This window comes from Trichocoleus sp. FACHB-262 (assembly GCF_014696035.1).
Classification (GTDB): domain Bacteria; phylum Cyanobacteriota; class Cyanobacteriia; order FACHB-46; family FACHB-46; genus Trichocoleus.
The window spans coordinates 93179-120053 of sequence record NZ_JACJPK010000085.1 but is presented as its reverse complement, the minus strand read 5'-3'; the positions used below and the strand labels follow the sequence as shown (position 1 = coordinate 120053).

23 protein-coding genes are annotated in these 26875 nt (G+C 48.2%); 6 read left to right on the top strand and 17 right to left on the bottom strand.

Annotated features, from left to right (window positions below; genetic code table 11):
* Positions 1-579 precede the first annotated feature (579 nt).
* The 4 genes from H6F68_RS17205 (at position 580) to H6F68_RS17190 (ending at position 2757) form a co-directional block, all read left to right on the top strand.
* Entirely contained in the window at positions 580-804 is a 225-nt protein-coding gene (locus H6F68_RS17205) for a hypothetical protein (protein WP_190560880.1), read from the top strand.
* A 64-nt stretch (positions 805-868) separates the two neighbouring features.
* Positions 869-1663, top strand: coding sequence for a PhzF family phenazine biosynthesis protein (locus H6F68_RS17200; protein ID WP_190560878.1), 795 nt, complete (start codon positions 869-871; stop codon positions 1661-1663).
* Positions 1664-1707: 44 nt separating this feature from the next.
* A complete protein-coding gene (locus H6F68_RS17195) occupies positions 1708-2439 on the top strand; it encodes an SAM-dependent methyltransferase (protein WP_190560875.1) in 732 nt (243 codons plus the stop codon).
* 132 nt (positions 2440-2571) lie between these two features.
* Positions 2572-2757 carry a hypothetical protein gene (locus H6F68_RS17190; protein ID WP_190560873.1) on the top strand — a complete coding sequence of 62 codons (186 nt, stop codon included), beginning with the start codon at positions 2572-2574 and terminating at the stop codon, positions 2755-2757.
* Positions 2758-2782: 25 nt separating this feature from the next.
* Here H6F68_RS17190 and H6F68_RS17185 read toward each other — a convergent pair whose 3' ends face one another.
* Both H6F68_RS17185 and H6F68_RS17180 read right to left on the bottom strand, forming a co-directional pair.
* A complete protein-coding gene (locus tag H6F68_RS17185; protein WP_190560871.1) occupies positions 2783-3070 on the bottom strand; it encodes a hypothetical protein in 288 nt (95 codons plus the stop codon).
* A gap of 220 nt (positions 3071-3290) precedes the next feature.
* Entirely contained in the window at positions 3291-3446 is a 156-nt protein-coding gene (locus H6F68_RS17180; RefSeq protein WP_190439507.1) for a hypothetical protein, read from the bottom strand.
* A 282-nt stretch (positions 3447-3728) separates the two neighbouring features.
* Between H6F68_RS17180 and H6F68_RS17175 the strand changes: the two genes are divergently transcribed.
* Together H6F68_RS17175 and leuA are read left to right on the top strand one after the other, a co-directional pair.
* Positions 3729-5240: an SLBB domain-containing protein gene (locus H6F68_RS17175; RefSeq protein WP_190560869.1), complete on the top strand. Its 1512-nt coding sequence runs from the start codon at positions 3729-3731 to the stop codon at positions 5238-5240.
* 483 nt (positions 5241-5723) lie between these two features.
* Positions 5724-7388: a 2-isopropylmalate synthase gene (gene leuA, locus H6F68_RS17170; protein WP_190560867.1), complete on the top strand. Its 1665-nt coding sequence runs from the start codon at positions 5724-5726 to the stop codon at positions 7386-7388.
* A 98-nt stretch (positions 7389-7486) separates the two neighbouring features.
* On the opposite strand, the gene H6F68_RS17165 is transcribed toward leuA, so the two are convergent.
* The 15 genes from H6F68_RS17165 to hepA form a co-directional block, all read right to left on the bottom strand.
* On the bottom strand, positions 7487-9277 hold the full coding sequence (locus H6F68_RS17165; protein WP_190560865.1) for an ABC transporter ATP-binding protein: 1791 nt from the start codon (positions 9275-9277) through the stop codon (positions 7487-7489).
* Positions 9278-9299: 22 nt separating this feature from the next.
* Positions 9300-10469 carry a glycosyltransferase family A protein gene (locus H6F68_RS17160; protein ID WP_190560863.1) on the bottom strand — a complete coding sequence of 390 codons (1170 nt, stop codon included), beginning with the start codon at positions 10467-10469 and terminating at the stop codon, positions 9300-9302.
* Between the two features lie 196 nt (positions 10470-10665).
* Positions 10666-11757 (bottom strand): glycosyltransferase family 4 protein, encoded by a 1092-nt coding sequence (locus H6F68_RS17155; protein ID WP_190560862.1) that lies wholly within the window; start codon positions 11755-11757, stop codon positions 10666-10668.
* Between the two features lie 36 nt (positions 11758-11793).
* Positions 11794-12960: a glycosyltransferase gene (locus H6F68_RS17150; protein ID WP_190560859.1), complete on the bottom strand. Its 1167-nt coding sequence runs from the start codon at positions 12958-12960 to the stop codon at positions 11794-11796.
* 33 nt (positions 12961-12993) lie between these two features.
* Complete coding sequence (locus tag H6F68_RS17145; RefSeq protein WP_190560857.1) at positions 12994-14310, bottom strand: hypothetical protein; 1317 nt, start codon at positions 14308-14310, stop codon at positions 12994-12996.
* A 42-nt stretch (positions 14311-14352) separates the two neighbouring features.
* A complete protein-coding gene (locus tag H6F68_RS17140) occupies positions 14353-15510 on the bottom strand; it encodes a glycosyltransferase (protein WP_190560855.1) in 1158 nt (385 codons plus the stop codon).
* A 77-nt stretch (positions 15511-15587) separates the two neighbouring features.
* Entirely contained in the window at positions 15588-16748 is a 1161-nt protein-coding gene (locus tag H6F68_RS17135) for an acyltransferase (protein ID WP_190560853.1), read from the bottom strand.
* A 74-nt stretch (positions 16749-16822) separates the two neighbouring features.
* On the bottom strand, positions 16823-18235 hold the full coding sequence (locus H6F68_RS17130; protein WP_190560851.1) for an O-antigen ligase domain-containing protein: 1413 nt from the start codon (positions 18233-18235) through the stop codon (positions 16823-16825).
* A 41-nt stretch (positions 18236-18276) separates the two neighbouring features.
* Complete coding sequence (locus tag H6F68_RS17125) at positions 18277-19113, bottom strand: glycosyltransferase family 2 protein (RefSeq protein WP_199295809.1); 837 nt, start codon at positions 19111-19113, stop codon at positions 18277-18279.
* A 108-nt stretch (positions 19114-19221) separates the two neighbouring features.
* Positions 19222-20238, bottom strand: a complete 1017-nt coding sequence (locus H6F68_RS17120; protein ID WP_190560849.1) for a glycosyltransferase family 2 protein — start codon at positions 20236-20238, stop codon at positions 19222-19224.
* A gap of 89 nt (positions 20239-20327) precedes the next feature.
* Positions 20328-21296: a glycosyltransferase gene (locus H6F68_RS17115; RefSeq protein ID WP_190560847.1), complete on the bottom strand. Its 969-nt coding sequence runs from the start codon at positions 21294-21296 to the stop codon at positions 20328-20330.
* A gap of 19 nt (positions 21297-21315) precedes the next feature.
* Entirely contained in the window at positions 21316-22557 is a 1242-nt protein-coding gene (locus H6F68_RS17110) for a glycosyltransferase (protein ID WP_190560845.1), read from the bottom strand.
* Between the two features lie 50 nt (positions 22558-22607).
* Complete coding sequence (locus tag H6F68_RS17105; RefSeq protein WP_190560843.1) at positions 22608-23591, bottom strand: glycosyltransferase family A protein; 984 nt, start codon at positions 23589-23591, stop codon at positions 22608-22610.
* A 71-nt stretch (positions 23592-23662) separates the two neighbouring features.
* The gene (locus H6F68_RS17100) at positions 23663-24910 is read right to left on the bottom strand and encodes a glycosyltransferase family 4 protein (RefSeq protein ID WP_190560841.1); all 1248 of its coding nucleotides are present in this window, start codon (positions 24908-24910) and stop codon (positions 23663-23665) included.
* Between the two features lie 41 nt (positions 24911-24951).
* Positions 24952-26805 carry a heterocyst formation ABC transporter subunit HepA gene (gene hepA / locus H6F68_RS17095; RefSeq protein ID WP_190560839.1) on the bottom strand — a complete coding sequence of 618 codons (1854 nt, stop codon included), beginning with the start codon at positions 26803-26805 and terminating at the stop codon, positions 24952-24954.
* Positions 26806-26875: the final 70 nt, after the last annotated feature.

Genomic DNA, 26875 nt, shown 5'->3' with positions numbered 1-26875 from the left:
ACTCGCTCCAATAACAGAAGCAGCAGTTAAAAACAGTTGGAGCCGAAATTCACTAACAGCTCTAAGCAAAACTCAAGCATTACTAGCTGCCACAAATTGAAATATATATGATTCTTTTCAAATTAACCTGGTACAGTTTTGTTCAGTTTCTACTAGAACAGTTTTTGGACTTGCACAACTGTATTAGTTACTATCTCTAAGTTTCAAAATTTTCTGACAATCCTCACCCAAACCTGAATAGCCAAAGCTAAATTCAAATCAAAGCCTAGCTTACGATTCAGTAGAACCCAACCTTACTCTTGCACACATCCCCCGATCGCATGAATCTTCTGAACGAGGTAAATCTCTAACAGTTTACTTAGCTTAGAAGAATCAGTCCCACTACAAACATTCAGATTTCTTCCCTACTACAGCCAACCAGAAATCACTTGAAACTACCAATTAATTGCTGCACTTGAACAATTTTTAGGATGAAAAATTGTACTAGTCAAATTGATTCATTTTTGTACCTTTTCAGTCAATTACAACACCATCCATAGTAATTAACAAGAACTTGAATTACCTTTCGTGAGGTTCATCATGAAAACCTTAAGATTTACTTCTTCAACATCTCAATATCTCTCTAACTTGTGGCAATCATTGAGGCGAGTGATTGCTCGTTATACAGAGATTCGAGTTTGGCAGAAAAGCGATCGCCAGGGAAATCTCTACTGGCATGGCTACAACCCCAACAATGGCGACTATGTTTGCTTTGGCACAGAAGCGGAAATTCGCATGTGGATTGAGGAGCATTACTACAGATAAACCCAGTTTTCCGATAGGCTCTTAAATGTTGCTGAGTCATTCAGGCCAAGAAACTGGAACATTTATGGGACTGATAATTACGCAGGTAGACGCATTTACCAATCAACCCTTTAGTGGCAACCCTGCCGCTATTTGCGTCTTACCTGAGTCACGAGATGATCAATGGATGCAAAACGTTGCTAGAGAAATGAACTTATCGGAAACCGCTTTTCTGCTGCAACAGGAAGATGGCTTTAATCTCCGTTGGTTCACCCCTACCGTTGAAGTTGAGCTGTGCGGTCATGCTACTCTAGCTAGCGCTCATGCGTTGTGGGAATTGGGATATCTAAAACCTGACCAAGAAGCACAATTTCATACTCGCAGCGGACTCCTCACCGCCCAGCGCCAAGGAGACTGGATTGTTCTCAACTTTCCCGCTCAACCCGCCACCGCGATCGCGCCTCCACCAGATCTAGCTGCTGCTCTCGGTGTCACCAACCTCAACTATGTCGGCAGCAACCAAATTGATTATTTAGTAGAGCTAGAGTCAGAAGCAGTAGTCCGCGATCTCCAACCCAATCTGACTTTACTCAAAACATTTCCTGTCCGAGGCATCATTGTCACTAGCCGAGCTGATGCTGGAGAGTACGATTTTGTCTCCCGTTTCTTTGCCCCCCAATCAGGTATTGATGAAGACCCAGTCACAGGTTCCGCCCATTGCTGCCTTGGCCCCTATTGGCAAGAACGCCTCAAAAAAGATGAGTTTTTGGCTTACCAAGCTTCTCCCCGTGGTGGGGTATTGCGAGTTCATTGTCAAGGCGATCGCGTTGCCATTGCTGGGCAAGCGGTTACTGTCTTGAAAGGGGAGCTAATTCACTAGGAGGTGAGGAGTGAGGAGTGAAGAGAGAAAAGGGGGTGTAGCAAGTGGGTATTAAATTAGAAACCATTGTGCCTTGGGGGCGATCGCTGAGCGAATACATCGCTATGTTTAACCTGACCGCCACAGATCTCAGCCGCAAAATTCTGGACTGTGGCGGTGGCCCCGCTAGCTTCAATGCTGAAATGACCCGCCAAGGTTACGCCGCCACATCCTGCGACCCGATTTATCAATTCAGCGCCAACGAAATCTCCCAACGCATCCAGGCAACCTATCCCCAGATTATCAACGGCGTTACAGCCAACCGGGACAGCTACATCTGGGACGCGATCGCTTCTCCCGAACAGCTAGGAGAAGTCCGCATGGCTGCGATGAACCAATTTCTCCAAGATTTTCCAGTGGGTTTCCCAGAAGGACGCTACCTCACCGCCGAACTCCCCCATCTCCCTTTTTCAAACCAGCAGTTTGACCTAGCCCTCTGCTCCCACCTGCTATTTACCTACTCCGATCAGCTCTCGACCGAGTTTCATATTCAGGCGATCGCAGAACTTTGTCGAGTTGCCACCGAAGTTCGTATCTTCCCAATTTTAGATATTTCTGGTGCAACCTCTCCCCATCTCCAACCCGTACTGGATCATTTCCAGCAACAAGGCCACCAGACAGAAATCCAGCTAGTTTCTTACGAGTTTCAAAAAGGAGGCAACCAACTTCTCAAAATCAGCCAACCTTACCAATCTGCCAACTGTCACAGTCCCACTCCAGCAAAACCCAGAGTTTAGGCCTGCGATCGCCATCCTGAATCAGCCAATTGAAGTTCTGGATCAACCACCGCACCTCACTTGCTGCTAGCGAGATTTACTCAAGCTATAGAACTTCCACCAAGTTCAACGTGCATCAGCGAGGTCAACTCCATGAACTTCAAGCAGACAGTTCTCAGCTTCTTCCCTTGGGTCAAATCCAACTCAGAATCCAACCCAGAGCCACCAGCCGCTGCTCCTGAAGCTAATCCTACCTCTCAGCCTCCCGTCACTATGTCCTTCTACGCCGTTAGGTCCAGAAGGATTCCTGGCCGTCGTAGCCCAGCAGGGTCTCGATAGCTAGTCAGGATGATACGAATGTGAGCTATTTGGTCATACCGCAGCGCGATCGCAGGCTGACCCAGACGGCACAACTATCTTGAGAACGGGTTAAAACCGTTTTACCCCCATGTTGAGCCAAGTCAATTCCTAAAGCGTATGCCTGACGACGTTGCTCAATTTCAAAGGAAGCGACATGGCGATAAAGCTCCGAGCGGTGCCGCATCCCATCTTGCAAGTCACCTTGAACCCCTAGAAACTTAAAACGATGAATTGTTAATTCAGGAATAATCTGGAAGCAACATAGCTCTACACCAAAGCCTACCTGGCTCAACTCATAAGCTCAGCTTAGGTATTTCTGGTTTACTTCTATTCAGTTATTTGGCCTAAATTAGCTCCGCAATAGTGCCAACTTTACTGATTGCGTGCAGTTTGGTTAAACCTGCATTTCTAGGATCACTAACTGGCTTTAGCTACCTGCTGAGCTACACCAAAACTTGCTCATGCCACCAACGAGAGAACCGCTGCATCCATTCACTCGTTTGCCCTAGCAATTAATCCTTCAAAGAATCCAATAACTCTGTCAAAGCTGAAAAGGTATCTGGATTGCCGATGATCAAGTCACCATTTGCATCCATAGAAAAGTCTTCGCCAAACTCGAAGCCGCTGCGAATGAGAAAGAGTACTATATCAACCTTAAAGTCATCCATGATCTGTAGATGAAAGCCTATATCTGATCTAAATAGAAACAAGACTTATAGCCACCCCTCTATAGGATTAACTTAGATAATTGCTTCTCTAACCTACGATCCCCACATCGCAAGTTATGCATTTTGGGAACTTTAGAACCTCGAATTCTTCAAACCTAGGGGAGACTGGACAAACTGAATTGCTACAAAAGTTCTCCATTTTGTTTGTCTTGATGGCAGTGCTTAGGGTGCCAGCTTTTAGTCGTAAGCCCAACTCTTAACTAGCCATTTGTGGAGGTGTCAATGAATCGCTCAAGCTTAGAATCCCCAATCCGGTGGTATCTCCAAGCCATAGCGCTGGGACCAACTCAACAATCTGGACGACCCCAGCAACGGGTCAAAGCCGCAAAGCAGCTAGTATTATTGGCGCTGGTGGGCTTGATTGCCTGGCCTGCTCCCGGTGTGGCGCAATTTGCTCAGACAGTCCCCAACCTACAACCGAGTGCAGCAATAACCGGAGACGCTGGGTACATTTTGGGAGCGGGCGATCGCATTCGAGTTGATTTCTTTGAAGTCCCAGAGTACAGCGGCGAGTTTCTTGTCTTGCCGAGTGGCACTGTGAACCTACCCCAAGTGGGTGCTGTCTCGGTGCAAGGCAAAACCTTAAAACAAGCTTCTAACGACATTGGCGCTAAATTTGCCCCTTATCTCAGACAGCCTCTAGTCACGATTAGTTTATTAGCAGCTCGCCCCATCAAAGTCGCGATCGCGGGTGAAGTCAATCGTCCCGGTTCTTACAGTACCAAGCCAGAAGCCTCAGCTACCGACATTGGCGGAACTTCAGTCACAAGGATGATCGAACTTGCAGGTGGCATTACCCAAGCGGCAGATGTGCGTCGTGTACAAATTCGCCGAGCTAGACCTGGCAGTACTGGCGCTGCTGTGCTCAATGTCGATCTGTGGCAGCTCCTAAAAACAGGGGATATCAATCAAGATGTTGCCTTACGGGATGGCGACAGTATCTTCATTCCTGCTTCTGAAAGTATCAATTTAGACGAGGCATCGCAGTTAGCCTCTGCGAGTTTCTCCACGACTGAAACTCGTCCCCTCAAAGTTGCCATTGTGGGCCAAGTGCAGCGTCCAGGCCCTTATATTATTAGCGGTGCAACTGATAATGAGACTGGCATCAACACCAATACTCAACAAAAAATTCCTACCATTACTAAGGCGATTCAGGTCGCTGGCGGCATCACCCAAACTGCCGATATCCGCAATATCGAACTGCGTCGTCGCACCAATTCTGGCCCTGCTCAAGTGACCAAAATTGACTTCTGGCAACTTTTAGCAGGAGGCGACCTACGCCAAGATCTCCCCCTACAAGATGGCGACACGATTGTGATTCCAACTGCCACCGCCATGAGTGCCAAGGAAGCCACCGAACTTGCTGCCGCCAGCTTCTCCCCCGATAAGATCACCGTCAATATCGTAGGTGAAGTGGTCAAACCAGGAGCTGTAGAAGTACCACCCAATACGCCGTTAAATCAGGCAGTACTGGCAGCAGGGGGCTTCAATAAGCGTCGGGCTAAACAAAGCGCTGTAACACTGATTCGCCTCAATCCTGACGGTACCGTATCCAAGCGGGTCATTTCAGTTAACCTGGCCCAAGGCTTGAATAACAATAGCAATCCACCCCTCCGCAACAACGATACAGTCATTATTGGTCGCTCCTCTCTAGCAGGTATCTCCGATACCGTAGGGAACGTTCTATCACCTCTAAGTAATGTCTTCGGACTCTTTAGGTTGCTAGGGCTCTAACTCCTGGCTCAACCATCATCTCTTGACCCAGCGATCGCTTGCCGTTAGGATACAAGCAGTCATACCAACTTTGTCTTATGCGCATACAGCAGCGATCGCTACGCCAGTCCTCAACCCTACTCCTAGGGCTGGGACTGCTGCTGCGCCTTGCGCGCAAATAATTCTGTGAGCTGAATCTAGTTTTTTCAAGTTTTTTCCAATTGAAGGGCTTCTTTTAGACCCCTCCCCGACGCGGAGAGGGGCTTCTAGCTCCCCCTTCCCTAGTAGGGAAGGGGGCTGGGGGGTTAGGTCTATTTAGTATTTGGACACTTATCGGAGATTCCCAATGCAACTGCAACAAACATTTGAGGCATTACTGCGACTGTGGGTGGGTTGTCAGGCTCGGACTGAGTGGCAACCTACATTGCAATCTGACAACCCCAATCTTTTAATTACCACCGCCACAACACCTCATCAACCGCAAAAATTAAGGATTTGTCGATCATGTTGAAACAGCCCGCTAACAAATACCGCTCCTTTCCCCCAGTCGCCTTACGCGATCGCACCTGGCCCGACAATATCATTTCCCAACCTCCCATCTGGCTCAGCACCGACTTGCGCGATGGTAATCAAGCGCTGATCGAGCCGATGAATGGAGAGCAAAAATTACAGATGTTCAATTTGCTAGTGCAGATTGGCTTCAAAGAAATCGAAGTTGCGTTTCCCTCCGCCTCACAAACTGACTTCGACTTTGTGCGTCATCTGATTGAGCAAAACTTGATTCCCGATGATGTCACGATTCAAGTTTTGACTCCTGCCCGCGAAGCCTTGATTCGCCGCACTTTCGAGTCTCTACGCGGTGCCAAACGCGCGATTGTACATCTCTACAACGCCACCGCTCCCGTGTTTCGTCGTGTTGTGTTTGGACTCGATCGCCCTGGCACTATTGACCTCGCAGTCACCGCCGCTCAACTTTTTAACGAACTCGCTGCCGAGCAACCAGACACCGATTGGCAATTCCAATATTCGCCTGAAGTCTTTACCTCGACAGAGTTAGACTTTGCGAGGGAGATCTGTAATGCGGTGCTAGAAGTTTGGCAACCTGCTCCCGAGCGCAAAGCCATCATTAATCTCCCTGCCACGGTGGAAGTGTCTACTCCCAATATCTTTGCAGATCAGGTGGAGTGGATGCATCGTCATCTAACCATGCGAGACAGTGTGGTTTTAAGCGTGCATCCTCATAATGATCGCGGGTGTGCGATCGCAGCAGCAGAACTGGCTCAGATGGCAGGGGCCGATCGCGTGGAAGGCTGTCTATTCGGCAATGGTGAGCGCACCGGAAATGTAGACTTGGTGACACTGGCACTCAATCTCTATACTCAAGGCGTTGATCCAGGTTTAGATTTCTCCCAAATTAATCAAGTCGCCAGATTAGTAGAAGACTGTACGCAACTTCCAATTCATCCTCGCCATCCTTATGTCGGTGATTTAGTTTTCACCGCCTTCTCTGGCTCGCACCAAGACGCGATCAAAAAAGGATTCGCAGCACAGTCATCGGAGGATATCTGGGAAATTCCTTACTTACCGCTTGATCCAGCCGATGTCGGACGCACCTACGAATCTGTGATTCGAGTGAATAGCCAGTCTGGCAAAGGTGGAATTGCTTTCTTGTTAGAGCGAGATTACAACTTGGTGTTGCCTCGACGCTTACAGATCGAGTTCAGCCGTATTGTGCAGCAAGCCGTAGATACACATGGTCAGGAGATGGCCGCAGCTGACTTATGGAAGTTGTTTGAGCAGGAATATTTGCAAGCTGTTTCACCCCTCAAATATCTCGCTCATCACCTCGAAGAAGTGGATTCACAGCAAACGATCAGCGTGACATTGGAGAAGGATGGCCAACCAGTCACACTACAAGGACAAGGCAACGGTCCAATCGATGCCTTCCTTCAAGCCTTGAATTTGGATATCTGCGTAGACCATTACGAGGAGCACTCCCTCAACCAAGGCAGTGATGCAGCAGCGATCGCCTATGTCGAAGTCACGAGCGATCGCCTCTCTGGTTCGCTGCATGGCGTGGGCATTCATTCCAACATCGTCACTGCATCATTGTTAGCCATTCTCAGCGGTGTGAATCGGGTGTTGTCACACAGCGATAGAGATACATAAACTCAGTGATTTAATCCGTTGTAAGAGTAGGGGCGAACGGCCGTTCGCCCCTACAATAATCTGTAATTTGAGTTTAGAGAATTGGTATAGCACCATTCCTAGAGCTGAACATTGCGATATTGCAAGCGATATAACTGGGCGAATAAGCGATCGCGCTTGAGCAGTTCTGCCATGGTTCCTTGCTCTGTCACCTGTCCCTCCTCAATCACAATAATCTGGTCGGCTTGCTCAATGGTCGAGAGACGATGGGCAATCACAATCAAGGTGCAACGCTGGCTGAGCGCATTGATGGCTTCTTGGATTAGATGCTCTGAGATACTGTCGAGGGCGTTGGTGGCTTCGTCAAGAATCAAGATTTCGGGGTTCCGGATAATCGCACGAGCGAGCGCCAGACGTTGTCGTTGGCCCCCTGAGAGGCGCACTCCCTGATCACCGACCTGAGTTTGATATCCCTGCGGAAGCTGGGTGATAAATTCATGGGCATTGGCTTGTTTAGCCGCGGCGATTACCTCTGCTTCTGTTGCTTCGGGCCGACCGTAGGCAATATTCTCGTAAACCGTGGTGCTAAAGATGTGCACGCTCTGGCTAACCACTGCAATGCGATCGCGCCAATCGGCCAGATTGAGCTGAGGCAAAGGCTGACCATCAATCTCAATTTCGCCACTAGTGGGGTCATAAAACCGACAAATCAGGCTGATCAAAGTAGATTTACCCGCTCCAGAAGGCCCCACAATCGCCGTTGTTTTACCTTTAGGGATACAAATTGAGATATTTTGCAGCGCGGTTTTCTCACCTGTCCCATAACAAAAATCTACGGCTCGAAACGCGATCGCCTGCCGCAATCCTGTAAACCGAGCTTTGCCAGAGCGAATATAAGGCTTATCACTGCGATCGAGCAGAGACATGACATCATCGATCGCCGTGGTGAGTGACATCAAATTCACTCGCGCTCCATCTACATGCCGCACCTGCGGTTGCAGTCGATAGAGCATAAACACAAAGGTGAGTAAGGTGGGCAGATTTACTTGTTGCTGCAAGGCAATGACTAAAATGCCAGCCAGCAAACCGGTAGACAGCACTTCGGAGAGCGGATAAACTGCCCCAGAAATGCGATCGAGTTCCATAAAGGAGTGACAAACTTGCCGAGAAGCTTGATCAAAGCGGGCTTGTTCATAGGATTCGCGGCCAAACTCCCGAATCACTCGCATCCCTAGCAATCCTTCCCACACCCGTTGCACAAAGACGGCGTTTGCCTTCTCAGCCTGCTTGCCCAACTGCTTAACTTTGCGAGTCATAAATTGAATCATGCTGGAAATTAGTAGCATGACCGCTGCTACCAAAAGTGTTAGCTTCCAGGAAATGAGCAGCAGCAAAATTGTAAACACAACGACTGTGCAGCTACTAATAATGAGACCCACCAGTACAGATAGCGCTTGGCTAGTGCGCCAGGTTTCGTTATCTAAAGTACTGAGAAGCTTGCCCGACGGATAACGCTCTAAAAAGCTATAGCTAACACTTAATAGCTGTCTAAAAATACCCGAACGCAACTGATAGCTAATCCGCCAATTTAACCAGGAAAACAGGAGAGTGTTGCCATACAACAAAGCATTTTTTAGCAAAACGCTGCCAAAGATAAATCCAGCAGTAATGGGTAAACGGTTTTGAATCGGAATTTGAGCAAAAATTCGATCAAAAAAAGCAATCAAGACATTACTCTGAGCAGTTTGAGCCGTGCCAGAATAAAAACTTTGCAATAAAGGAATAAATAAACTAATTCCTAATCCTTCAGAGAGAGAAGCTAAAATTCCCAAGACTACAATAACTGGGATTGCCCAAGGATACAGCTTCAATAAAGGAAACAATTTTCTGATTGCTTTCGCCTCTTTCATAAATTCCTATTTTGCTAAAAGTTTAATGCGAAAGCAGCAATTCTTGTGATTTTTTTGATTTGATAGAGGCAAGCTGTTGACAAATTTTCATTGCTTTTGTCCAACGCCATAAAAGTACCCAATCATAGGGTTTCAGAATTGGCAGGGGCTTTGTCTCCTGATTGTTAATCTCTTCAATCGTTAGCGGACGCGGTGGCAATCTAAAGCGCTGTCTAAATTCCAGCCAAGAGCGGTGATCAGGCCAAATCAAGGAAGTAACTGGTTTAGCGGCAATTTTGAGTAAGCAGGTCAGGATCATGGGATACAAACCAGGACGCAGTAGCAAGCTCAGATCATCCTTAAGTGTCAGAGCCAGCCACTCTAATGTGTGCCAGTGCGCTCCAGATTTATAGCTTTTACCCATCAAATAGTGATAGAAGCATCCCCTAGACCAACGATAGATAGTAGGTGGGATTTCAGCGTGGCGAGTTTGCACTTCTGCTATGACCAACTGATAGGATTTAGCCATCGCTCGGCAATTGCTGGCCATACTGCCGAGTAACTGGCGATACCCAACTAAAAACTCAGGCACAACGCGAAATTCATAAGCATCAGCGATGCGTAAATACAACTCCCAATCTTCGCAGCCTTGAGCATTTTGCGCCCGCAATTCTGGATTAAATCCTCCCACCCGATTTAGGCAAGTGCGACGGATCATTGGGTTACTAGCATTATCCAAAAAGTTGGAATAAACCAAAATTGGATAAATAGAACCCTCTGGTTTATAAGCTCGTTCTAGATTATATTTGCCAATAATGGCTCCCGCTTCATCGATATGAACCGACCAGGTATAAACTAGACCAACTTCTGGCCCCGATCGCAACATACATTGCACTTGTTTTTCTAGCTTTTGGGGATACCAAATATCATCGGCATCAATCGGAGCAATGTATTCTCCCTGAGCATGGGCGATCGCTAGGTTCCGAGCCGCTGCCACTCCAGCATTCTTCTGCCTCAGTAGCTGCACGCGCGGATCTCTTTGCACAAAAGATTCAACAATTTCGGCAGTTCGATCCTGCGAACCATCGTCTACTACCAAAACTTCAATGTTTTGATACGTTTGTGACAGAACTGATTCCAAAGCTGGGCCAATATAGAGTTCAGTGTTATATGCAGGGATAATCACTGAAACAAGCGGAGACTGAAAACTCATGGGTTATGGCTGAAGTACTGGATGAGTGAGATTTGTCCAGGCCAACCTCACCCCGCCTACAGCACCCCTCTCCTGAAGGAGAGAAGACGGGGGACAGGTCTACATAGGATGTCTGGTTTGACGAGTTGTTCTACTTGACTAGATAGAGACCCACCTTCAAGCCAGTGCCTGAATTCAAGGGAGGAAACAGCAAATATTACAATTCAAAACTGGTAAATGCTTTAGAGCGATCGCGTTCTGCTATCAGCTCTTGGTAGACTGCTAAAGTTTCTTGATGCACACGCGACACACTCAGCCAAGCTAAGTTGCGTTGGGCCTGTTCCTTCCAGGCTTGCAACTGCTGAGAACACTGAAGCAATTCTAATAAAGCTGCCGCGATCGCTGCACTATCTTTAGGGTGAACTAATAAACCTGCGGCCCCCTGATCTAATGCTTCTGGGATACCATCTACATTGCTGGCGATGATGGCGCAGCCTGCCTCCCGCGCCTCCGACAGCACCAAGCCAAATGGTTCTTGATGAGAAGCCAACACAAAAATATCCGTGGTTTGCAAATATCTTTGGGGTTGGGGTTGAAACCCTAGAAAATGGATGCGCTCTGATACTGGCGTAGCCTGAGCTTGGGCTTCAAACATCTGGCGGTCAGGCCCCTCGCCAATTAAATACAGATGTGCCTCTGAGAAATCTGCGGCAATTTGAGCAAAAGCCGTAATCAATTCTGTAATGCCTTTGCGCTGATACATTCCTGCCACGGTAGCGATCGCGGGATGCTGGAGAGAGATCGCAGGGAGAGAAGAACGCTGGCGAGGACTCCCCAAAGTGCCATTGCGAATCACTCGCAGCTTTCTTTGAGGAATGCCTCGGCGCACCATTGAATCAGCCACCGCTTGGCTCACTGCAATCACGCGATCAGCCACGCCCATTAAAGTAGCGCTGCGCTGAAACTCGTTATGAACGGTAGAAACTAGCTTATAGTTGCCAAATCTGCGTAAGCAGCGCGCCAAAACCACTCCGGTCATCATGTGGGCATGCACGATATCCGGTTGGAACGTTTGGGCGATCGCTCGGTATTCCTTGGTAACTCGGAGGAAATTCCCCAATTGCCGCTGCTGATTTAAGGGGAAATGTGTGACACCGTAGTCTGCTAAAAGGGTTTCGTACTCGCCACCATCAGAGGCTACGGCTACCTCAAGCCCCGCTTTGGCTTGCAAACAGGCCAGATCGATCGCCACATTGATAATGCCGTTTCCGAGTTCTCGGACATCATTCAGGATATGGAGAATTCGCATCACGTTCTCTGCTCAACGACTTAGCTGTCTTGTAGATTAGCTAGCTTGAAGAGCATCTTGGCGGCTGAGGTTCTCCAGCACATCCAGATATTGCCCCACGATATTGTCCATAGCAAAAGCATTGGCCCGCTGCTGTAACACTTCAGCATCGGTTGGTTGCTCTAGCGCGGCAATAATTCCATCTGCCAAAGCTTTGAAATCACCGACAGGAGCCAAGCGACCATATTTGCCATTGCTCAAGATCTCTGCGGGGCCACTTTCGCAATCTGTCGAAACGACAGAAGTACCTGCGGCCAAGGCTTCTGCGACCACATTGCCAAATCCTTCATAAATCGAGGAGAGCACAAACACGGCTGACTGTGCCATGTAGGCATAAGGGTTTTCGACAAAGCCAGGCAACGCTACATTATCTTGCAAGCCTAACTCTTGAATCAAAGCTTCCAACTCTGGCTTCACCAGAGGCTCGCGTGGATCGGCTTCTCCCAAAATCATCAATCGGGCGGGATGGCGTTGTCGCACCAAATCAAAAGCGCGGACTAAGGTGAGAAAATCTTTCTGCTTGACTAACCGCCCCACCCCCAAAACTACCGGAGGTTCTCCAGCCGCAAACCAGGGATGATGAATCGGTGCTTTAATTTTCTCGACTAAATTTGGCATCACGACTGGATTGTAGATGACTTGCACCTTATCCTCAGACAAGCCTGCCATCTGCGCCACATCTCTCGCTGTTCCTTGAGAAGCAGCCACGATCGCATCGGCCCAAGGATAAAACTGCCGCACCAAAAAAGGCCGAACGTTGCCAGTCCCTCCATGCCTATCTTGAAACTGCTGCGAGAGATTGGTTTGCACACACATCACAATCCGAGTTGGCACCCCTGCTAAGCGCTGGGCCAAGGTTGCAGAACTAGCGATATCTAAAGCTGAGAGCAAGAAATCGGGTTTTTCTTGCTGCAAGTAGCGTCTGAGCGCCCAAGTTTTAGAAACGATGACAGGGGACTTGGCTTTGAGATTAATCAAACGGACATTGGCAGGCACCTTATCAAGATAAGCACCCTCTCCTTGAGCCAGCACTAGATCAGTTTTTAAGCCTCTTGCCGCAAAGCCTTGAGCCAAGTGCAACATCGCTCGCTCTGCTCCGCCCCCCGCTAAGTTAGGGATAAATAAGCTCACAGATGGTTGCTGCGATCGCAAGGTTACAGGCATAGAATCCTCCAGTTGCTTGGGTTATCGGTTCACTTACGCTGGAACTAGCTCAATCACGAGCGGATGATCAGAGATAGTCAAGTTTAATTGCTTGGGATTGGCGTACCGCTGCACAGGAGCGACAGACGCTAACGGTTTGTAGGTGGTTGCCTGACGCACTCGCGTTCCCAGAGTTACAGTCACAGTCTGCTGAGGAACGTAAACATCCAGTTTCGTTTGCAAATCAAAACTAGAAACCTCTTGCCACAGCGCTAAATAAAATCGGCCATCCCGTTTTTGCAGCAGCGTATGATGCACAGCGGGACTTAGGGGACCACTGCTGCCGCTCAGGCTGTAGCTCAGAGCCTGCGGAGCAAACTCAGAACCCGGATCTTTTAGCAGAGCAATCAAGTTCTTTAGGGAGTCAAAGGCAGGTTTAGCAGAGCCATTGTTCCGGAGCAGACCAAAGTTCTGTTCTTGGGTAGTGCCCTGGCGCTCGTTGATGAGTTCGTAAAGGAACGATCGCTGGATGCCCCGATTAAAATACTCCAGATAGAGTCTAGGGACGTATTTAGCTGCTGCAAGTTCCGAAATCCCTGGCTGAGACGCTTTGAGATCGCTGGTGGCATTATGCCAACCGCATTCCGTCGCCACAATTGGCTTAGCTACCCCCGTGACTGCCTGAGTCAAAGGCACCCACTTTGTGTCTAGGTCCTGGCTGGGCAAGTTGCCCCCCGCATAGCTATGCATATTGCCCAGATCCGCCGAAGCCAGGGAGCCTAAGCGAGGAGCATAGTAGGGAATGGCCAAGGAAGGCATGAGCACAGGTAATGCGGCTGTCGTTGGATCTGCCTTGACTGCGGCATACAGTTCATCTTGGTAAGCCCGCAGCCCTTCCGGAAAAGCTTGGTTTTTATAAGTTGCTTGAGGATTCACATCCCACTCATTTGGCCCTTCGACTGCTTCAATCGAGGACAAGACAGGTTGAATTGCCTCTGCAACAACATTGGCAGGCGTAATGCCATCTCTAGAATCCATCACTAAGGTTGATTTGATTCCCAGGGTAGCTAAATCGTTGAGTCGGCGATAAAACTCTGAGTTCTTACCTCCGTCACGAATATGGCGCACTCCCAACTCTTGCAATTTGGGTCTGATAATCGTGTCGTAGCTGCCATAGGCAGTGTCAACATAGCGTAGATGAGTTGCCACGCCAATCGAGTTCACGAATGAGTCAGCACTGCGAGCCTGCTCTGGTTGTAATTGGGCCTGCGAGGGAGACCAGGAAGCGGTACAGGCAATTAGTAGAGCACTGAGTAAGGCTAGTAAGGGATAACGGTAGCGTTTCATGGAACAAGCAAGGGAAAACTTCATAAGCTGGCAACTTGCGAATAACGAGGAAGAGTCTAGGTGTAATTAAACCTGCGGGACTCGTGCAAGGGTTTGCCCTAGGAGTTGAGCAATTTTTTGGTTGATGATGTCCAGGTCAAAGCGTTGACTAGCTTGGATTTGAGCGTGATGGGCGATCGCGCGGGAGCGTTCTGGTTGATTCCGACAGAGATTAATCACAGCTGCCAGTTGTTGAGGATTTCCAGGAGTCGCTAGCCAACCATCAACCTCAGGCGTAATTAATTCGATCGCACCGCCCGATTTAGCAGCAACCACCGGTTTGCCGCAGAGCATGGCTTCTACAATTACCCGCCCAAACGGTTCTGGAGCTGTGGACGTGTGAGCAATCAGGTCACAAGATTTCATCAGGGTCACGACATCAGAACGAAACCCTAAAAAACGCACCCGTTTTTGTAAACCGAGCGCGTTGACTTGTTGATGCAGTTGTTCGACATATTGCTGCTCTCCAAATAAAGCGTCACCGACAAATAAAGCCATGACATCCTGTGGGCAATGCGCCAAAGCCTCCAGCAAGACATGCTGCCCTTTCCAAGGGGAAAGCCGACTAAAATGACCCACTACAAACTGCCCCTCCAAGCCCAGTTGCTGCCGCAATTGCACAGCCTCAGCGTTGGAAGATTGATAGATTTGGGGTTCAAAGCCGTTATAAATGACTTGGGTTAACTCAGCACGACCACCCGCCGCAATAAAAGCGGTTTGGCTCGCCTCTGAGTTGGCAATCACTAAAGAGGCAAACCGATTTGCCAAAGTGACAGCAAGCCGCCGATTCATGGAGCTGAAGTGGTCGGGTGAGAGAATATCATGCAAGTGATAAACCAAAGGCCGACGACTGAGCCAAGCAGCCAAAGCTCCCACAACAAGGGCTTTCTGGGTGTTGGCATAGATCAAGTCGTAGTTGCGGCTCAACTGCACCACTTGGGTAATTAGGGGCAGGAGTTGAGCTAAGCTACCAAAGCCTTGCCGCCAGCCGCTATCTTTTCGTACTTGGATGCCTTCAGAGCTAAGCACCTGTACCGGAATCTGATGTTGCTCTAGGAGATCCCGGAAAGGGCCATCTGCCAATAAAGCGACTAAACAGCGATCGCGATAGGGTTTCGCAATATCCAGCAGACATAATTCTGCCCCTCCTGGCTTGCCGCTTTGATCTAAGAAGAGAATCTTCATAAGAAATCCTTAGAAACGCCAGAATCAATTCAGAACTAAATAAGCTGGTTTTTTATCAACACTGAATTCAACTGAAGTTATTGAGCATTAACCCAAGCAGATTGCTTCGGAACTAACTTACGTCGTAGCCAAGTAATTAACGGTTTTTCAAGATACAAGTAGGTCAACCAACCAACAATGACTGCGATCACAGTCAACAGGCTCATGGTGAGGAAATTCCCAAATAAACTGACAAGATTTAGCGCGATCGCCACCTTGAAACAGGCAGCCAAACAGGGATAATGCACTAAATAAATCGAGTAGGAAGCATCTCCTAATCCGTCCAGCCAAGTGGGAGTTTTCCAGCCTTGATTCAAATCAATCGAGGCTGCCCCTAATACAACTAACATCGAGGGTAACCCATAAGCAATCACATCAGGAATTTCTACGTTTGTGTAGTTATCACCCAACCCCGAAGTGATAAATAATACTACTCCTGCAATCAAGTAGATTACTCCTGGTTTTATTCTTTTCCCTACTACCCAATAAGCCGCCAAACAACCAAAAGCAAACTCTAGATTGTGCGGATTAAAAATAAAGTTCAAGAGCAGGGGTGGCTGTACAGCGGAGGCGCGATCGCTGACACTCAACCAGAAAAAGGCCAAAGTCCCGCCTAGCCAACTACAAAGCACAAATCGAGAAACTTTAGGTGTGAGCCAAATTGCCAAACCAAAGATAAAGTAGAAGAAAATTTCGTGGCTTAGGGTCCAGCCAACGATTAAAACCGGAAAGTTTTCTTGAGGCACTAACAAAAGTGACTTTAAAATCACACCTAAATCTCGCTCGTAGCCTTTGCCAAATGAGGGAATTAAAAAGTAAATTGGCAATAAAGTCAGGGTGATGATCCAATAGAGGGGGTACACACGAATAACCCGTTTAACCATGAAAGCGTTAAGTTTCTGTTTCTGCCCAATATCAGCTTGGTGAGCGAAGAAGATAATAAATCCACTCAACACAAAAAAGAAATCAACGCCTGAACCCCCAAAAGCAAATAGCCCTGACAGGAAGTTTTGATTTAACTTTTCCTGACTAAATTCAGTGACGTGAAACAACACCACCAACAGCGCTGCAATACCTCGACAAGCCTGAATTAGTTCTAGCTTCTTCTTGGTAGATGAATCTGCGATTACTCCCTTAGTTGAAGTGCCTAACTGTGCTGGACTGATTGCAGCCGCAGGATAATTTGAAGCATCTTTCATGCATTTCTCCTGAAACTAAGTGAAATCCAGCGCGATCAAGAACGAGAGAGTCGCGATCGCTTTTTCTAAACTTTTCATCCTGACTGCAAAGCTGTTAACCGTTGGTAGCGATGGTATTGGCTAGCAGCCAGAGCCATACCCGCAAAACCCCAGAACACAACTCCTGAAAGGGCCAATGTGACGCTGCCTAAGCCAATTTGGGCAAATACGCCCAAACTGATCGCACGAGCCGCACTAGCAAAGGTATCGGCCCGAATATCGACAGACTGAAATAAGCTAAACAGCAGCAAAATAATGCCACCTAAATAAGGAATGGTGCCGAACCAACCAAGCGAGAAAAACATACTCAAAATGCCGCTGTCATTACTACCCAAACTGGTGCCTTCCAGCACAAATCCCAAACCTTGGCCGAGAAATTGGGAGAGGGCTAAACTCAAGGTCGCGGCATAGCCCTCGCTGCGCTGGCTATAGCTGACATCTCCTTTGGTATTCGTGAGAGACTGCAAACGGGCTCCAATCGTGTCGGCAAACGGATCAAGGTTGGCGAGCGGAATAATGCAAAGCGCCATCACCACAATCGTCACCACCAGACGCATCTGTAGCTTTGGTTTCAGGGATGGCAAAAAGGTCAACATCGCGACTCCCCAACCAAGCCAAGCCGAGCGGACCAGAGACAACAGAAACGACAAATAGCCCACCCCAGAGGCAAAAAATCGCAGCTTGCCTTTGCCGCTTAGCAGCAACATTAAGCCTGCCAGCATGACTGTGGCGAAGGGGCCAGGAGAGTTCATAATGCTAAAGACCCGAATGCCCAAGGGTTCTGGGGTACCAAAGGCAATGGCTTTGGAATTGACTAGCCAAAATCGGTCCCATTGTGGTGCCACCAAATATTGATACACGCCGTAAGCCCCTGAAACTAAAACGCCCCAAAGAAATATGCGCTCTAAGCTTTGGCGGTAACTCGGATAACTCCGCCAATTGACAAATAGATGAAACCCAAACAGGATCGGGGTGAACCAGTTCAGCATGGGGACTACTACAGCCGTTGGTGAGTATTTGATCAGCCCCACCAAAAAGCCGTAGATAACTCCCACAAAGGCCAAGATAAAGGGCAAACCTCCCTGGCGTGTGGCTCTAGGCAGCGATCGCACCAAAGTTGCTAGGGTCACTAACATGACCAAAAAAGGAGCCAACAAGATAGTACTTGGGTCCACCCAACCACTGTTGTAATCCACCATGCGTCGCACCCAAGGCGACAAAAACGCGATCCACCAAGTAAAGCCTAGGTAGAGCAAGGGATAACGCCCATAGAGAAACAATCCCACCAGAAAAGCGCCCCCCGGAAACGCAATTCTGAGTAGCCCTGCTTTCACCACCAGACATAAGGCTGAAAACAAGGTAAAACCCAGGATTGCCATCCAAGCAGGGGCTGGTTTCAAACCAAAGTCAAAGCTTTTTGTGGCTGCTCTGGAGGAGCGAATTTGCATGAGCTTGTGAAGTAGTTAATGACTAAAAAAGTGCGAGAAACTTAAGCTTGAACTTGATGAGTGGGTGTCACAGATAAACCAAATTCTTTCGGTTCTGGTTGAGTATCCCCTTTAGCTCGCCAATCAATTTCATAGAGCTTGATTTCCTTGAGAAAAATGTAATAACTCCACAAACTAGCTAATGTAAAACCTGCTAAACCTTGGCGATACATGCCATACCAAAGATATTGTTGCAAAAACTTTGCAGGTGGCTTTAATAGCAATCTAATTAAACTAAATTTCTTGCCTAACAAATGAGCTTGGTTAGCATCCAAATCAGTATATTTATTAAATCGAATTACTAAATCACTCATATCTCGAAATCCTTGATGCCATAAAGTTCCTGGCAACAACGTCACAGGGTCGTCTTTGACATCAGGCCCTTCATGAACGAGCACATCTTTAATTCGACATTGAGTTTTGTCATACAAGCGCACATGGGCTTCGGCTCGGCTATCCAGCCATTTGCCAAAAAAGTCTCCAACTCGTTTCACAGAGAGAGCTTTAGTAGTTGGCTCCAAACCCGTTTTCCAAGCTGAAATTGCGATCGCTAACTCTGTATCTACCACCTCATCAGCATCTAGAAAAAAGATCCAATCATGCTTTGCTTGGTCTGCTCCAAAATTGCGTTGCTTCGAGTATCCTGGCCAAGGATTGGTATAAACCTTACAGCCCAGGCTCTCAGAAATTTGCACTGTAGCATCTTGACTGCCACCATCAACCACAACAATCTCATCCGCAAAAGGTAAGCAAGATTGAATGGCATTAGCAATACATTCTTCCTCATTTTGGGCAATGATAACTGTTGAGATTGAGCGAATTAAGGTGGCTTGAATCATTTCTCTTTTCCTCTAAAGGTCTATTATTTAATAATTCAAAATTCAATAGATTTTCAGGTTTTCAGGATTTTAAGGCAACCATCTTCAGGAACAGAACAGAGAGTTGACCTACAAATGATTGGAATGCTCGGCAAAGACATTTCGCATTTGCAAAAAAGGGCTCGCTAACGACTGAGGGATAAAACTTAAAGCCAAAGCCACCATCGTCCGAAGATTCAATTTTTGGTATTGGAGCGATCGCAAGAGATAGGGTCGAGCTGCGATCGCCTGATTTGCCCGCAACAATCCAATCCCCAAAGTCGTATTAGCGTAGGCCCATTCCCGCTCAAAGTATTTCCGTAGCTTTGGAGTCGGAGCATCAGCCATAAAGCTTTCATAGCAAGCAATTCCTGCCTTACCTTTACGAATTTTGGCTTGGGCGTTGCGATTCCCGCTGGTCATGTTTTCTGACTGAGCGTGGATGCGGTAGCAAGCTAAGCGCTCTGGGCAGTAGTAAGCTCCCTGACCAGAACGACAAGCCAGATAGCTAATGTAGTAGTCCCAAAATACGCCTGCTTCCTGTAAGCGCTCCCAAGCCACAGCCTCATATCGAATTAAGGCCGCAGAAGCTGCAAATACCGAGCGATCGATTAAACCCAGTTCCCAAAAGGGCCGATAAATACCTGCTGGCAATTGATGCCGCTTTTCCCGGCAAGATTGTTTCTCTGTGGCTAGAGCGTCGATCGTCCCCTCTGAGTTGATGATGAAGTAGTCACAGAACGCTAGAGCCAAATCTGGGCTAGCTTCCAACGGTGGTACTAATTTCTCTAGGAAATCTGGACACCAAAGATCATCATCATTCAGGCTCGCTACATATTTACCTTGAGCCTCTTTGAAGGCGTAGGTTGCGTTCAAGCCAATGCCTAAGTTAGTCGGATTGCGGCGCAAGCGAATCCGCGCATCTTGAAAAGCATCAATAATCGGTTGGGGATGCTCCGGGCTACAGTCATCTGAAACGATGATTTCAAGATTAGTGTAGGTTTGCTGAACGACACTCGCGATCGCCTGCTTTAAGTAATCGGGGCGATTGTAGGTCGGAATAATCACACTGACGAGAGGCCCCTGATGCTTGGTCTCTGCGGTCATAATCTGTTTCCCCAATCCTCACAAAGTTCAATCATTCATTGCTGTCAAAGCCTAGGCTCACTAAATTAACCAGGAAATTAACCAGGAAATTAACCAGGCACTTCTTGTTTCAGCCAGGGCTTCTGCTTGCGGAGAGTGTGCAACAGGTTTCTCAGCTTTTGGTAGCCTTGCGGACCTAACCAACGCATGGCGGTAATAATCAGACCCAGGCGCAGATAGCTTTTGGTGGAACGAAGTTGAGGATAGTAGGTCAAAGCCTGTCGCCGCAAACTTAACGCAGTGTCGTAATCCTTCGCCAGCAGAGGCTTCCAAGCGACCGACAGATGAGCCCGCCCATAGGCTCGATTTTTCAAATACTGGACTTCTGAGGAGGCAGAGGCAAAGGTTTTGTCGATTACCTTCAAACGATGGTTGAGATGCCGCTGCAAGTTATTGGATTTGCTGTTGGCATGCTGGCGATAAAACACCAACGGCTCCTTGACCACGGCAAAGTGATAGCGAGCGGCAATGCGAATCCACATATCCCAGTCTTCCGCCGATCGCAGTGTTTGGTCGAAAACTCCCACCGTTTCAAAGCAGCTACGCCGCACCATCGGAGAACTACCACAAAAGATCTGATTTTCTTCGGCGATCGCTTGCCAAATCTCTCCCTCAGCATCCGACATTAACACTTGGTCGGTTAAGTTGCCCGCCGCATCCATATTCACCACCCAAGTATTGACCAACCCAACGGCTGGATCTGCCTCCAAACACCGCACCTGTTTTTCTAGCTTGGTCGGTGCCCACAAGTCATCGGCATCTAGAAAAGCAATATATTCTCCTTGAGCTTCCGCAATGCCTCGGTTCCGGGCTCCCGCTGACCCTTGATTTTCCTGGGTAATCAGCCTGATGCGAGGATCGGTTAATGCAGATACCCATTCCACGGTGCGATCGGAACTGCCATCATCTACGATTAACAGTTCGAAGTCTGGATAAGTTTGCTCTAGGACACTCGCCACGGTATCGGGCAGGTAGGCGATCGCGTTGTAGGTGGGAATCACGACAGAAACTTGGGGCATAGGTCATCCTCTGAATTTACTAACAGGGTTGAAGCAACAGTTGCTGGTAAATTTCCACCAATCGGTCATTCAACTGGTTGATGTTGTAGTGAGTTTCTATATAAGAACGACCTGCGTGCCCCATTTGAGGCCAAATTTCTGGCTGCTCAATTAAGTAGCTGAGCTTGCTAGCTAAAGTATCAGCATCCCGCTCAGGCACTAAAAAACCAGAACTGCCATGTTCGATTAGCTCTGGAATGCCACTGTGGAACGTGCTAATCACAGGTAATCCCATTGCCATTGCTTCCATCAAAGCCACGGGGATTCCTTCTTGATCACCGTCTTGGCTGGTGACACTCGGCGCTAGCAAAATGTGAGCTTGGTTCAAAATCTCAAACACTTCTTGGTCTTGTTTCCAACCGAGCAGCTTCACTCGATTCTGCACACCCAGGTTTTGAATCAGATCAGATAAAGCGTCTCGCAGTGGCCCATCCCCAACTACGTGATACTCCAGGTTTGGGTACGTTTCAGCTAGTTGAGCCACAGCTCGAATGCCGTACTCAATTCCTTTTTTCTCCACTAAGCGGGCGATCGTGACTAAGCGGATGCGACCATCGGCATCGGGTTGGCGCGGTGCAAAGGTAAACTTTTGGCAGTCAATGCCCATCCGGTGAACCATAATTTTTTGCTCATCACAACCTAATTCAATCAAGCGTTGCTGCCACCGCTGACTGATGGGCAGAAACAGGTTGCCCATGCGAAATAGAGGGTCGTAGAGGCGATCGCCAAACAGCTTCAAACTGGTCGTAATATCGAAGCCATGAAAGGTAGTAATTAGTTTCCCTCTGAGGGCACCAATATCCTTGAGAAAGGCACTTTGCAACCCACTCCAACCAAAGTGGCAATGAATAATGTCATAGGCAGGCCGCTCTTTGAGTAGGGGAAGGGTGGGGTAGAGCAATCGGAAAGAGGCCGCTTCTTTGCCGTACTTCAACACATTGAGCGATCGCCCCAACAGCACTGGATCTTTGAAGCTATGCGTCAACAGTAACCCAGTCCCCTTGACCCATCGCCAGATTTGATTCTCAGGGATAGGGGGCCAATAGTGAGTATGGCGCAGCAAATCGTACTTCTCGACATCTGGATGAGTTTTAGGCTGCTTTTGCCCAACGTTGGCATAAATATCGACTTGATGTCCTCGGTCAATTAATCCTGTAATTTGGCTCAGGATAAAAGTTTGAGATAGAGAGGGAAATTCCCCGACGACAAAAGCAATTTTCATGACTCAATTTCATCCCTAGCGACTCATCTCACACCGCAAAGTCTTTGAGTTTACGATCGCACCAAGCTCTTGACCTGCCGCAGCCGATCCCGTAAGCCAGGCGAGTCCATTAACCAGAGATGCACCTGGAGTTTGAGGTAGTCTCCCAAAAAATTTTGTGCCACTGGATAATCTTGCAAAAGCTGTTCTGCGGTGACGCGATCGCCTGCCCGAATGCAACGTTCGGCAGCAATGACCGCTAAATAAGTCAAATAACGCTCCAACGTCAAGTGATATTCAGGCGGACAATCCATCCGTAAAGGCTGAGGATCGCTCAGCATCGGCCAAGGCGGCACTATCTTTCTCGCACTATAAGCCGAGATCTCAGAGGCTTCGGTATGCCACCAAAAGAGAGGCGTGGGATTGCGATAGATTTTGTAGTTCAGGGCAATTTGCACCCACAGATATACATCCTCGCCATAGTTGCAGCCATTCTTGGTATAAAAGCCACCAAAACGTTCTAACACTTGTCGCCGACAGACAATCGCACCCGGATGAAAGAAGTCTATGACTTGCTTGGTTGACTGACCATCCAGGTTAATTGGCATCCGCCACTCCCCTTCTGTCACTCCAAACCGTCGGCACTCAGGCTCCCAACTAGTGCGATCGCTACCCAAGAAGCGGCCAAAGGCACTCATTGCACAATCTGGATGTGCTTGGAGCTTCTGCACAGACTCAGTCAAATAGGTTGGCAGCCACTCATCATCCGCATCCAAAAAAGCGATCAGGGAGGCTCGACTTTCCCGAATTCCTCGATTGCGAGCCTCGCCTGGTCCTGCATTTGCCTGACGGATAAATTGCAGACGAGGATCTGTGTAGCTCTGGACAATTTCTGGCCCGTTGTCCGTGGAGCCATCGTCCACCACGATGATTTCAAAATTTTGATGTGTCTGAGCCAAGATGGAATTTAAAGCTCTAGCAATATATCGGCCCTTGTTATAGAGCGGAATAATGATCGAAACATCTGGATTGCTGTGAGTTTCCACTAAATTCATCGGATACCTCTGAGATTTAGACCTTGCGACTGGCGCTAGTTGGCGATCGCTTGCATACGATTGGGGGACTGCTACCGAGTCACTAATCCTGCCAGTGCTGTCGGATTGGTCACGACTTCGTGCTCCCAAGCTTGCAGGCTTTCGGGCGAGGGACCTAACCGCACCGGACCTGCCTCGACTGCTTCCTGCAACACGGTTTCTACTTCAGCCACCATCCGCTCCACCGGAAAACGCTTCTCGACATAGGCGCGACACCGCTGGCCTAAAGTCGGATCTGTTTCTTGCCAATTCCTCAGAGACCGCAGGCGATCGCTCAGTCCCGCCACATCTCCGACAGGAATCTGAAACTTTTCAAATTCATCTGAGAGAACATCGGGAATGCCACCATATTTGAGGCCGAGGGCTGGAGTTCCACAGGCCATCGACTCAGCTAAGACCAACCCGAAGGTATCTGGCAATAAACTGGGCAATACCGAAACATCGGCAGCCCGGAATATTTCCGGGAGATCGGTGCGGCGGCCTAACCAATGCACACTGTCGCTGATATTCAGTTGGCTGCACAAGTCTTTAAGTTCCTGGACATACGCTGCTGCCGCTTCGGGTGAGGAGTGAACCACAGGACTGCCGACAATCATCAACCGTGCTTGCTCAGGTGGTAATCCCAGTTGAGCAAAGGCCCGGATCAGCATTTCAATGTTTTTAGGGCGATCGATGCGACCTGCATAGAGCACGGCAAAAGCATCTGGAGGTACGTCTAGCCGCTGCCGAGTTTGCTGGCGATCGCCCTGCATCGAAAACCGTTTCAGGTCAATGCCGTTGTAAACCACTTGCAGCGTTTTGGGGTCAAATCCAGCTCGCAGGTAACCTTGAAGCGTGGCCTGCGAAACCGTCATAAACCGGGTGACATGTTTCAACCCCCACTTAATCTGTGGCCGAAATGTTTTGTGGGGAAAGATATGTAGGTGACAGACCAGGGGCACCCGCTTCAGCCGAGCCACAGCGCCCCCAAAAAATGCTTCTCTCGTCTGATTAATATAGACAACATCAGGATTAATCTTGAGTGCTGGCAACAGGGAGCCGAGCCAGGAAAGCGACGAGAGGATGAGATGACGTTTTCCGGTCGTATCAATTACATAACGTCGTACCTTGGTCATCGACTTGCAAAATTGCTGGTACTTGGGCAAAAAATCTCCATCTTCCCGATAGATCAGATGAACTTCATGCCCCCGCTGCGCTAGACCTGTACAAACTTCGAGCAAACACCATTCCTGTCCGCCTCGACGAGAAGAAGGTTCATTTTCTAGGACCAGAATTTTCATAGCAATCTCCTTGGCTTAACGGTTGCGACTCCTTATATGCTTCATCCAGCGGTTGAGCCAACTTCATGTTGCATTTGGTGATATTTCCACAGCTTGCCACCTTGAGCGAGCAACTCCTGATAGGTGCCTTGCTCAACAATTCGCCCCTGCTCTAGCACCACCACCTTGTCCGCTCGGACAATCGTGGAGAGTCGGTGGGCGATCGCAATCACCGTGCGACCTGTAGACAGTTTTTCTAAAGATTCCTGAATCAAACGTTCTGAAACCGAATCCAGCGCACTCGTGGCTTCATCGAGAATCAGAACCTCTGGGTTGCGAAGCAGTGCCCGTGCGATCGCCAGTCGTTGCCGTTGACCCCCAGAGAGCCGCACCCCGCGATCGCCCAGTTGGGTATCAAACCCTTCTGGCATTTCTTGAATAAACTCTAGAGCATTGGCAAATTTAGCAGCTTCCCAAATTGCAGCTTCATCTACCCCGTCTAAGCCATAAGCAATGTTGTTACGGACAGAAGTGTTGAAGATAAACGTATCTTGGCTCACTACTGCCATGCGGCGACGGACCGAATTGACATCAAACTCGCGCAGATCTACGCCGTCCATCAACACTTTGCCTTGAGTTGGGTCGTAGAAGCGGGGAATCAAATCAACCAATGTGGTTTTTCCTGCGCCTGATGCCCCTACTAAAGCGGTCATTTGGCCGCGATTAATCGTGAGAGTAACATTTTGCAGCACCAAATGAATTGGGTCATAACCAAAGTCAACGGAGACCAATTCGATCGCTTTTTTGACTCCAGTAAACTCCCGAACTCCATTGGGTAAATATGGTTTATTATCAGTGCGCAGAAGCTCTTTAATATTGTCTACTGAGCCGCGAAAGCTACTAATTAATGCTCGGTTGCCATTGATTTCATGAACTGCGGGCACTAGACGAAACAAGATGAATAGAAATGTGAGCAACGAAGCGGTTTGCATCGTGCCATTAGCCACAAACACAGTCAGTGCCACAATGATCATACCGATCAAAATAGTGGTTGCTAATCCTTCTGCTAGAGGACGCACGATCGCCCAGCCAATGACTGCGTTGGTTCCTGCCTCCACAATGTCATCACTGGCTTTATAGAACCGCCTGCGCTCAAAATCTTGTGTCGCAAAAGATTGGACGGTACGAATTCCATTAATAAATTCCATCGCGATCGAAGCAAACCGACCGTTGGCTTGCGACACCGGAAAACTTGCTTCTCGCACTTGCTTATTGAGCGTGGATAACCCTACCCCTAGCAGGACAAATAGCATCACCGAACTAATCGATAGCTGCCAGGAGATGCTAAATATAATCGCCACATAGACTAAAAGGGTTAAGCCTTTAGTCATAATGAAAGCACTTAAATTAAAAACTTGCCTCAACCGCCCAATTTCACTAGTGATGCTATTCAGCAGTTCACCCGATTGGGATTTACTAAAGTAACTCAGGCTCAAGGATTGCCACTGCTCAAAAATTCGCTTGTGTAAGCGATTCACCAAGTGCATTTGGGCTTTTTCGGTATACACATAAGTCAGGTAGTTAAATCCTGCTCGCAACCAAGTTGATAACAAAATTAAGCCAGAGACCCGAAACAAACGGCTGGTCTCTGATGTGTTTATACCTAAAATCCAAAGATCAAACCAACGAATTCCGGTTTGAAAAGGTTCAGCACTAGGGTTAACCAAGTTTTGTAAGAACGCCAACAAGAACCCTAATCCGAATCCCTCAAATGCTGCCGCTAGAAGCGAGAAAACCACAGCCAATATTGCGATTTTTGGAAAATACTGAAACTCTCGTAGAATCAGGTCGTTATCTTTCCAAAAACTTGTCGCTTTTAGCAACTGACGGAGAAACGCTGGAAGCTTGAACTGCATTATGTTTCTAGTGGGGTAAGAGTTGTCACGCTTCAGGAAAGGCCTTGATAACCTCTCCTCCAACCCCTCT

Bases quoted from the DNA above. Each gene is read 5' to 3' on its own strand.
- H6F68_RS17100 (WP_190560841.1), bottom strand. From the start codon at position 24,910: ATGAAAATTCTGGTCCTAGAAAATGAACCTTCTTCTCGTCGAGGCGGA.
- H6F68_RS17135 (WP_190560853.1), bottom strand. From the start codon at position 16,748: ATGAAAGATGCTTCAAATTATCCTGCGGCTGCAATCAGTCCAGCACAG.
- H6F68_RS17190 (WP_190560873.1), top strand. From the start codon at position 2,572: ATGAACTTCAAGCAGACAGTTCTCAGCTTCTTCCCTTGGGTCAAATCC.
- H6F68_RS17120 (WP_190560849.1), bottom strand. From the start codon at position 20,238: ATGACCGCAGAGACCAAGCATCAGGGGCCTCTCGTCAGTGTGATTATT.
- H6F68_RS17155 (WP_190560862.1), bottom strand. From the start codon at position 11,757: ATGCGAATTCTCCATATCCTGAATGATGTCCGAGAACTCGGAAACGGC.
- H6F68_RS17200 (WP_190560878.1), top strand. From the start codon at position 869: ATGGGACTGATAATTACGCAGGTAGACGCATTTACCAATCAACCCTTT.
- H6F68_RS17150 (WP_190560859.1), bottom strand. From the start codon at position 12,960: ATGCCTGTAACCTTGCGATCGCAGCAACCATCTGTGAGCTTATTTATC.
- H6F68_RS17140 (WP_190560855.1), bottom strand. From the start codon at position 15,510: ATGAAGATTCTCTTCTTAGATCAAAGCGGCAAGCCAGGAGGGGCAGAA.
- leuA (WP_190560867.1), top strand. From the start codon at position 5,724: ATGTTGAAACAGCCCGCTAACAAATACCGCTCCTTTCCCCCAGTCGCC.
- H6F68_RS17110 (WP_190560845.1), bottom strand. From the start codon at position 22,557: ATGAAAATTGCTTTTGTCGTCGGGGAATTTCCCTCTCTATCTCAAACT.
- H6F68_RS17165 (WP_190560865.1), bottom strand. From the start codon at position 9,277: ATGAAAGAGGCGAAAGCAATCAGAAAATTGTTTCCTTTATTGAAGCTG.
- H6F68_RS17180 (WP_190439507.1), bottom strand. From the start codon at position 3,446: ATGGATGACTTTAAGGTTGATATAGTACTCTTTCTCATTCGCAGCGGC.
- H6F68_RS17125 (WP_199295809.1), bottom strand. From the start codon at position 19,113: ATGATTCAAGCCACCTTAATTCGCTCAATCTCAACAGTTATCATTGCC.
- H6F68_RS17115 (WP_190560847.1), bottom strand. From the start codon at position 21,296: ATGCCCCAAGTTTCTGTCGTGATTCCCACCTACAACGCGATCGCCTAC.
- H6F68_RS17130 (WP_190560851.1), bottom strand. From the start codon at position 18,235: ATGCAAATTCGCTCCTCCAGAGCAGCCACAAAAAGCTTTGACTTTGGT.
- H6F68_RS17105 (WP_190560843.1), bottom strand. From the start codon at position 23,591: ATGAATTTAGTGGAAACTCACAGCAATCCAGATGTTTCGATCATTATT.
- H6F68_RS17205 (WP_190560880.1), top strand. From the start codon at position 580: ATGAAAACCTTAAGATTTACTTCTTCAACATCTCAATATCTCTCTAAC.
- H6F68_RS17175 (WP_190560869.1), top strand. From the start codon at position 3,729: ATGAATCGCTCAAGCTTAGAATCCCCAATCCGGTGGTATCTCCAAGCC.
- H6F68_RS17160 (WP_190560863.1), bottom strand. From the start codon at position 10,469: ATGAGTTTTCAGTCTCCGCTTGTTTCAGTGATTATCCCTGCATATAAC.
- hepA (WP_190560839.1), bottom strand. From the start codon at position 26,805: ATGCAGTTCAAGCTTCCAGCGTTTCTCCGTCAGTTGCTAAAAGCGACA.
- H6F68_RS17145 (WP_190560857.1), bottom strand. From the start codon at position 14,310: ATGAAGTTTTCCCTTGCTTGTTCCATGAAACGCTACCGTTATCCCTTA.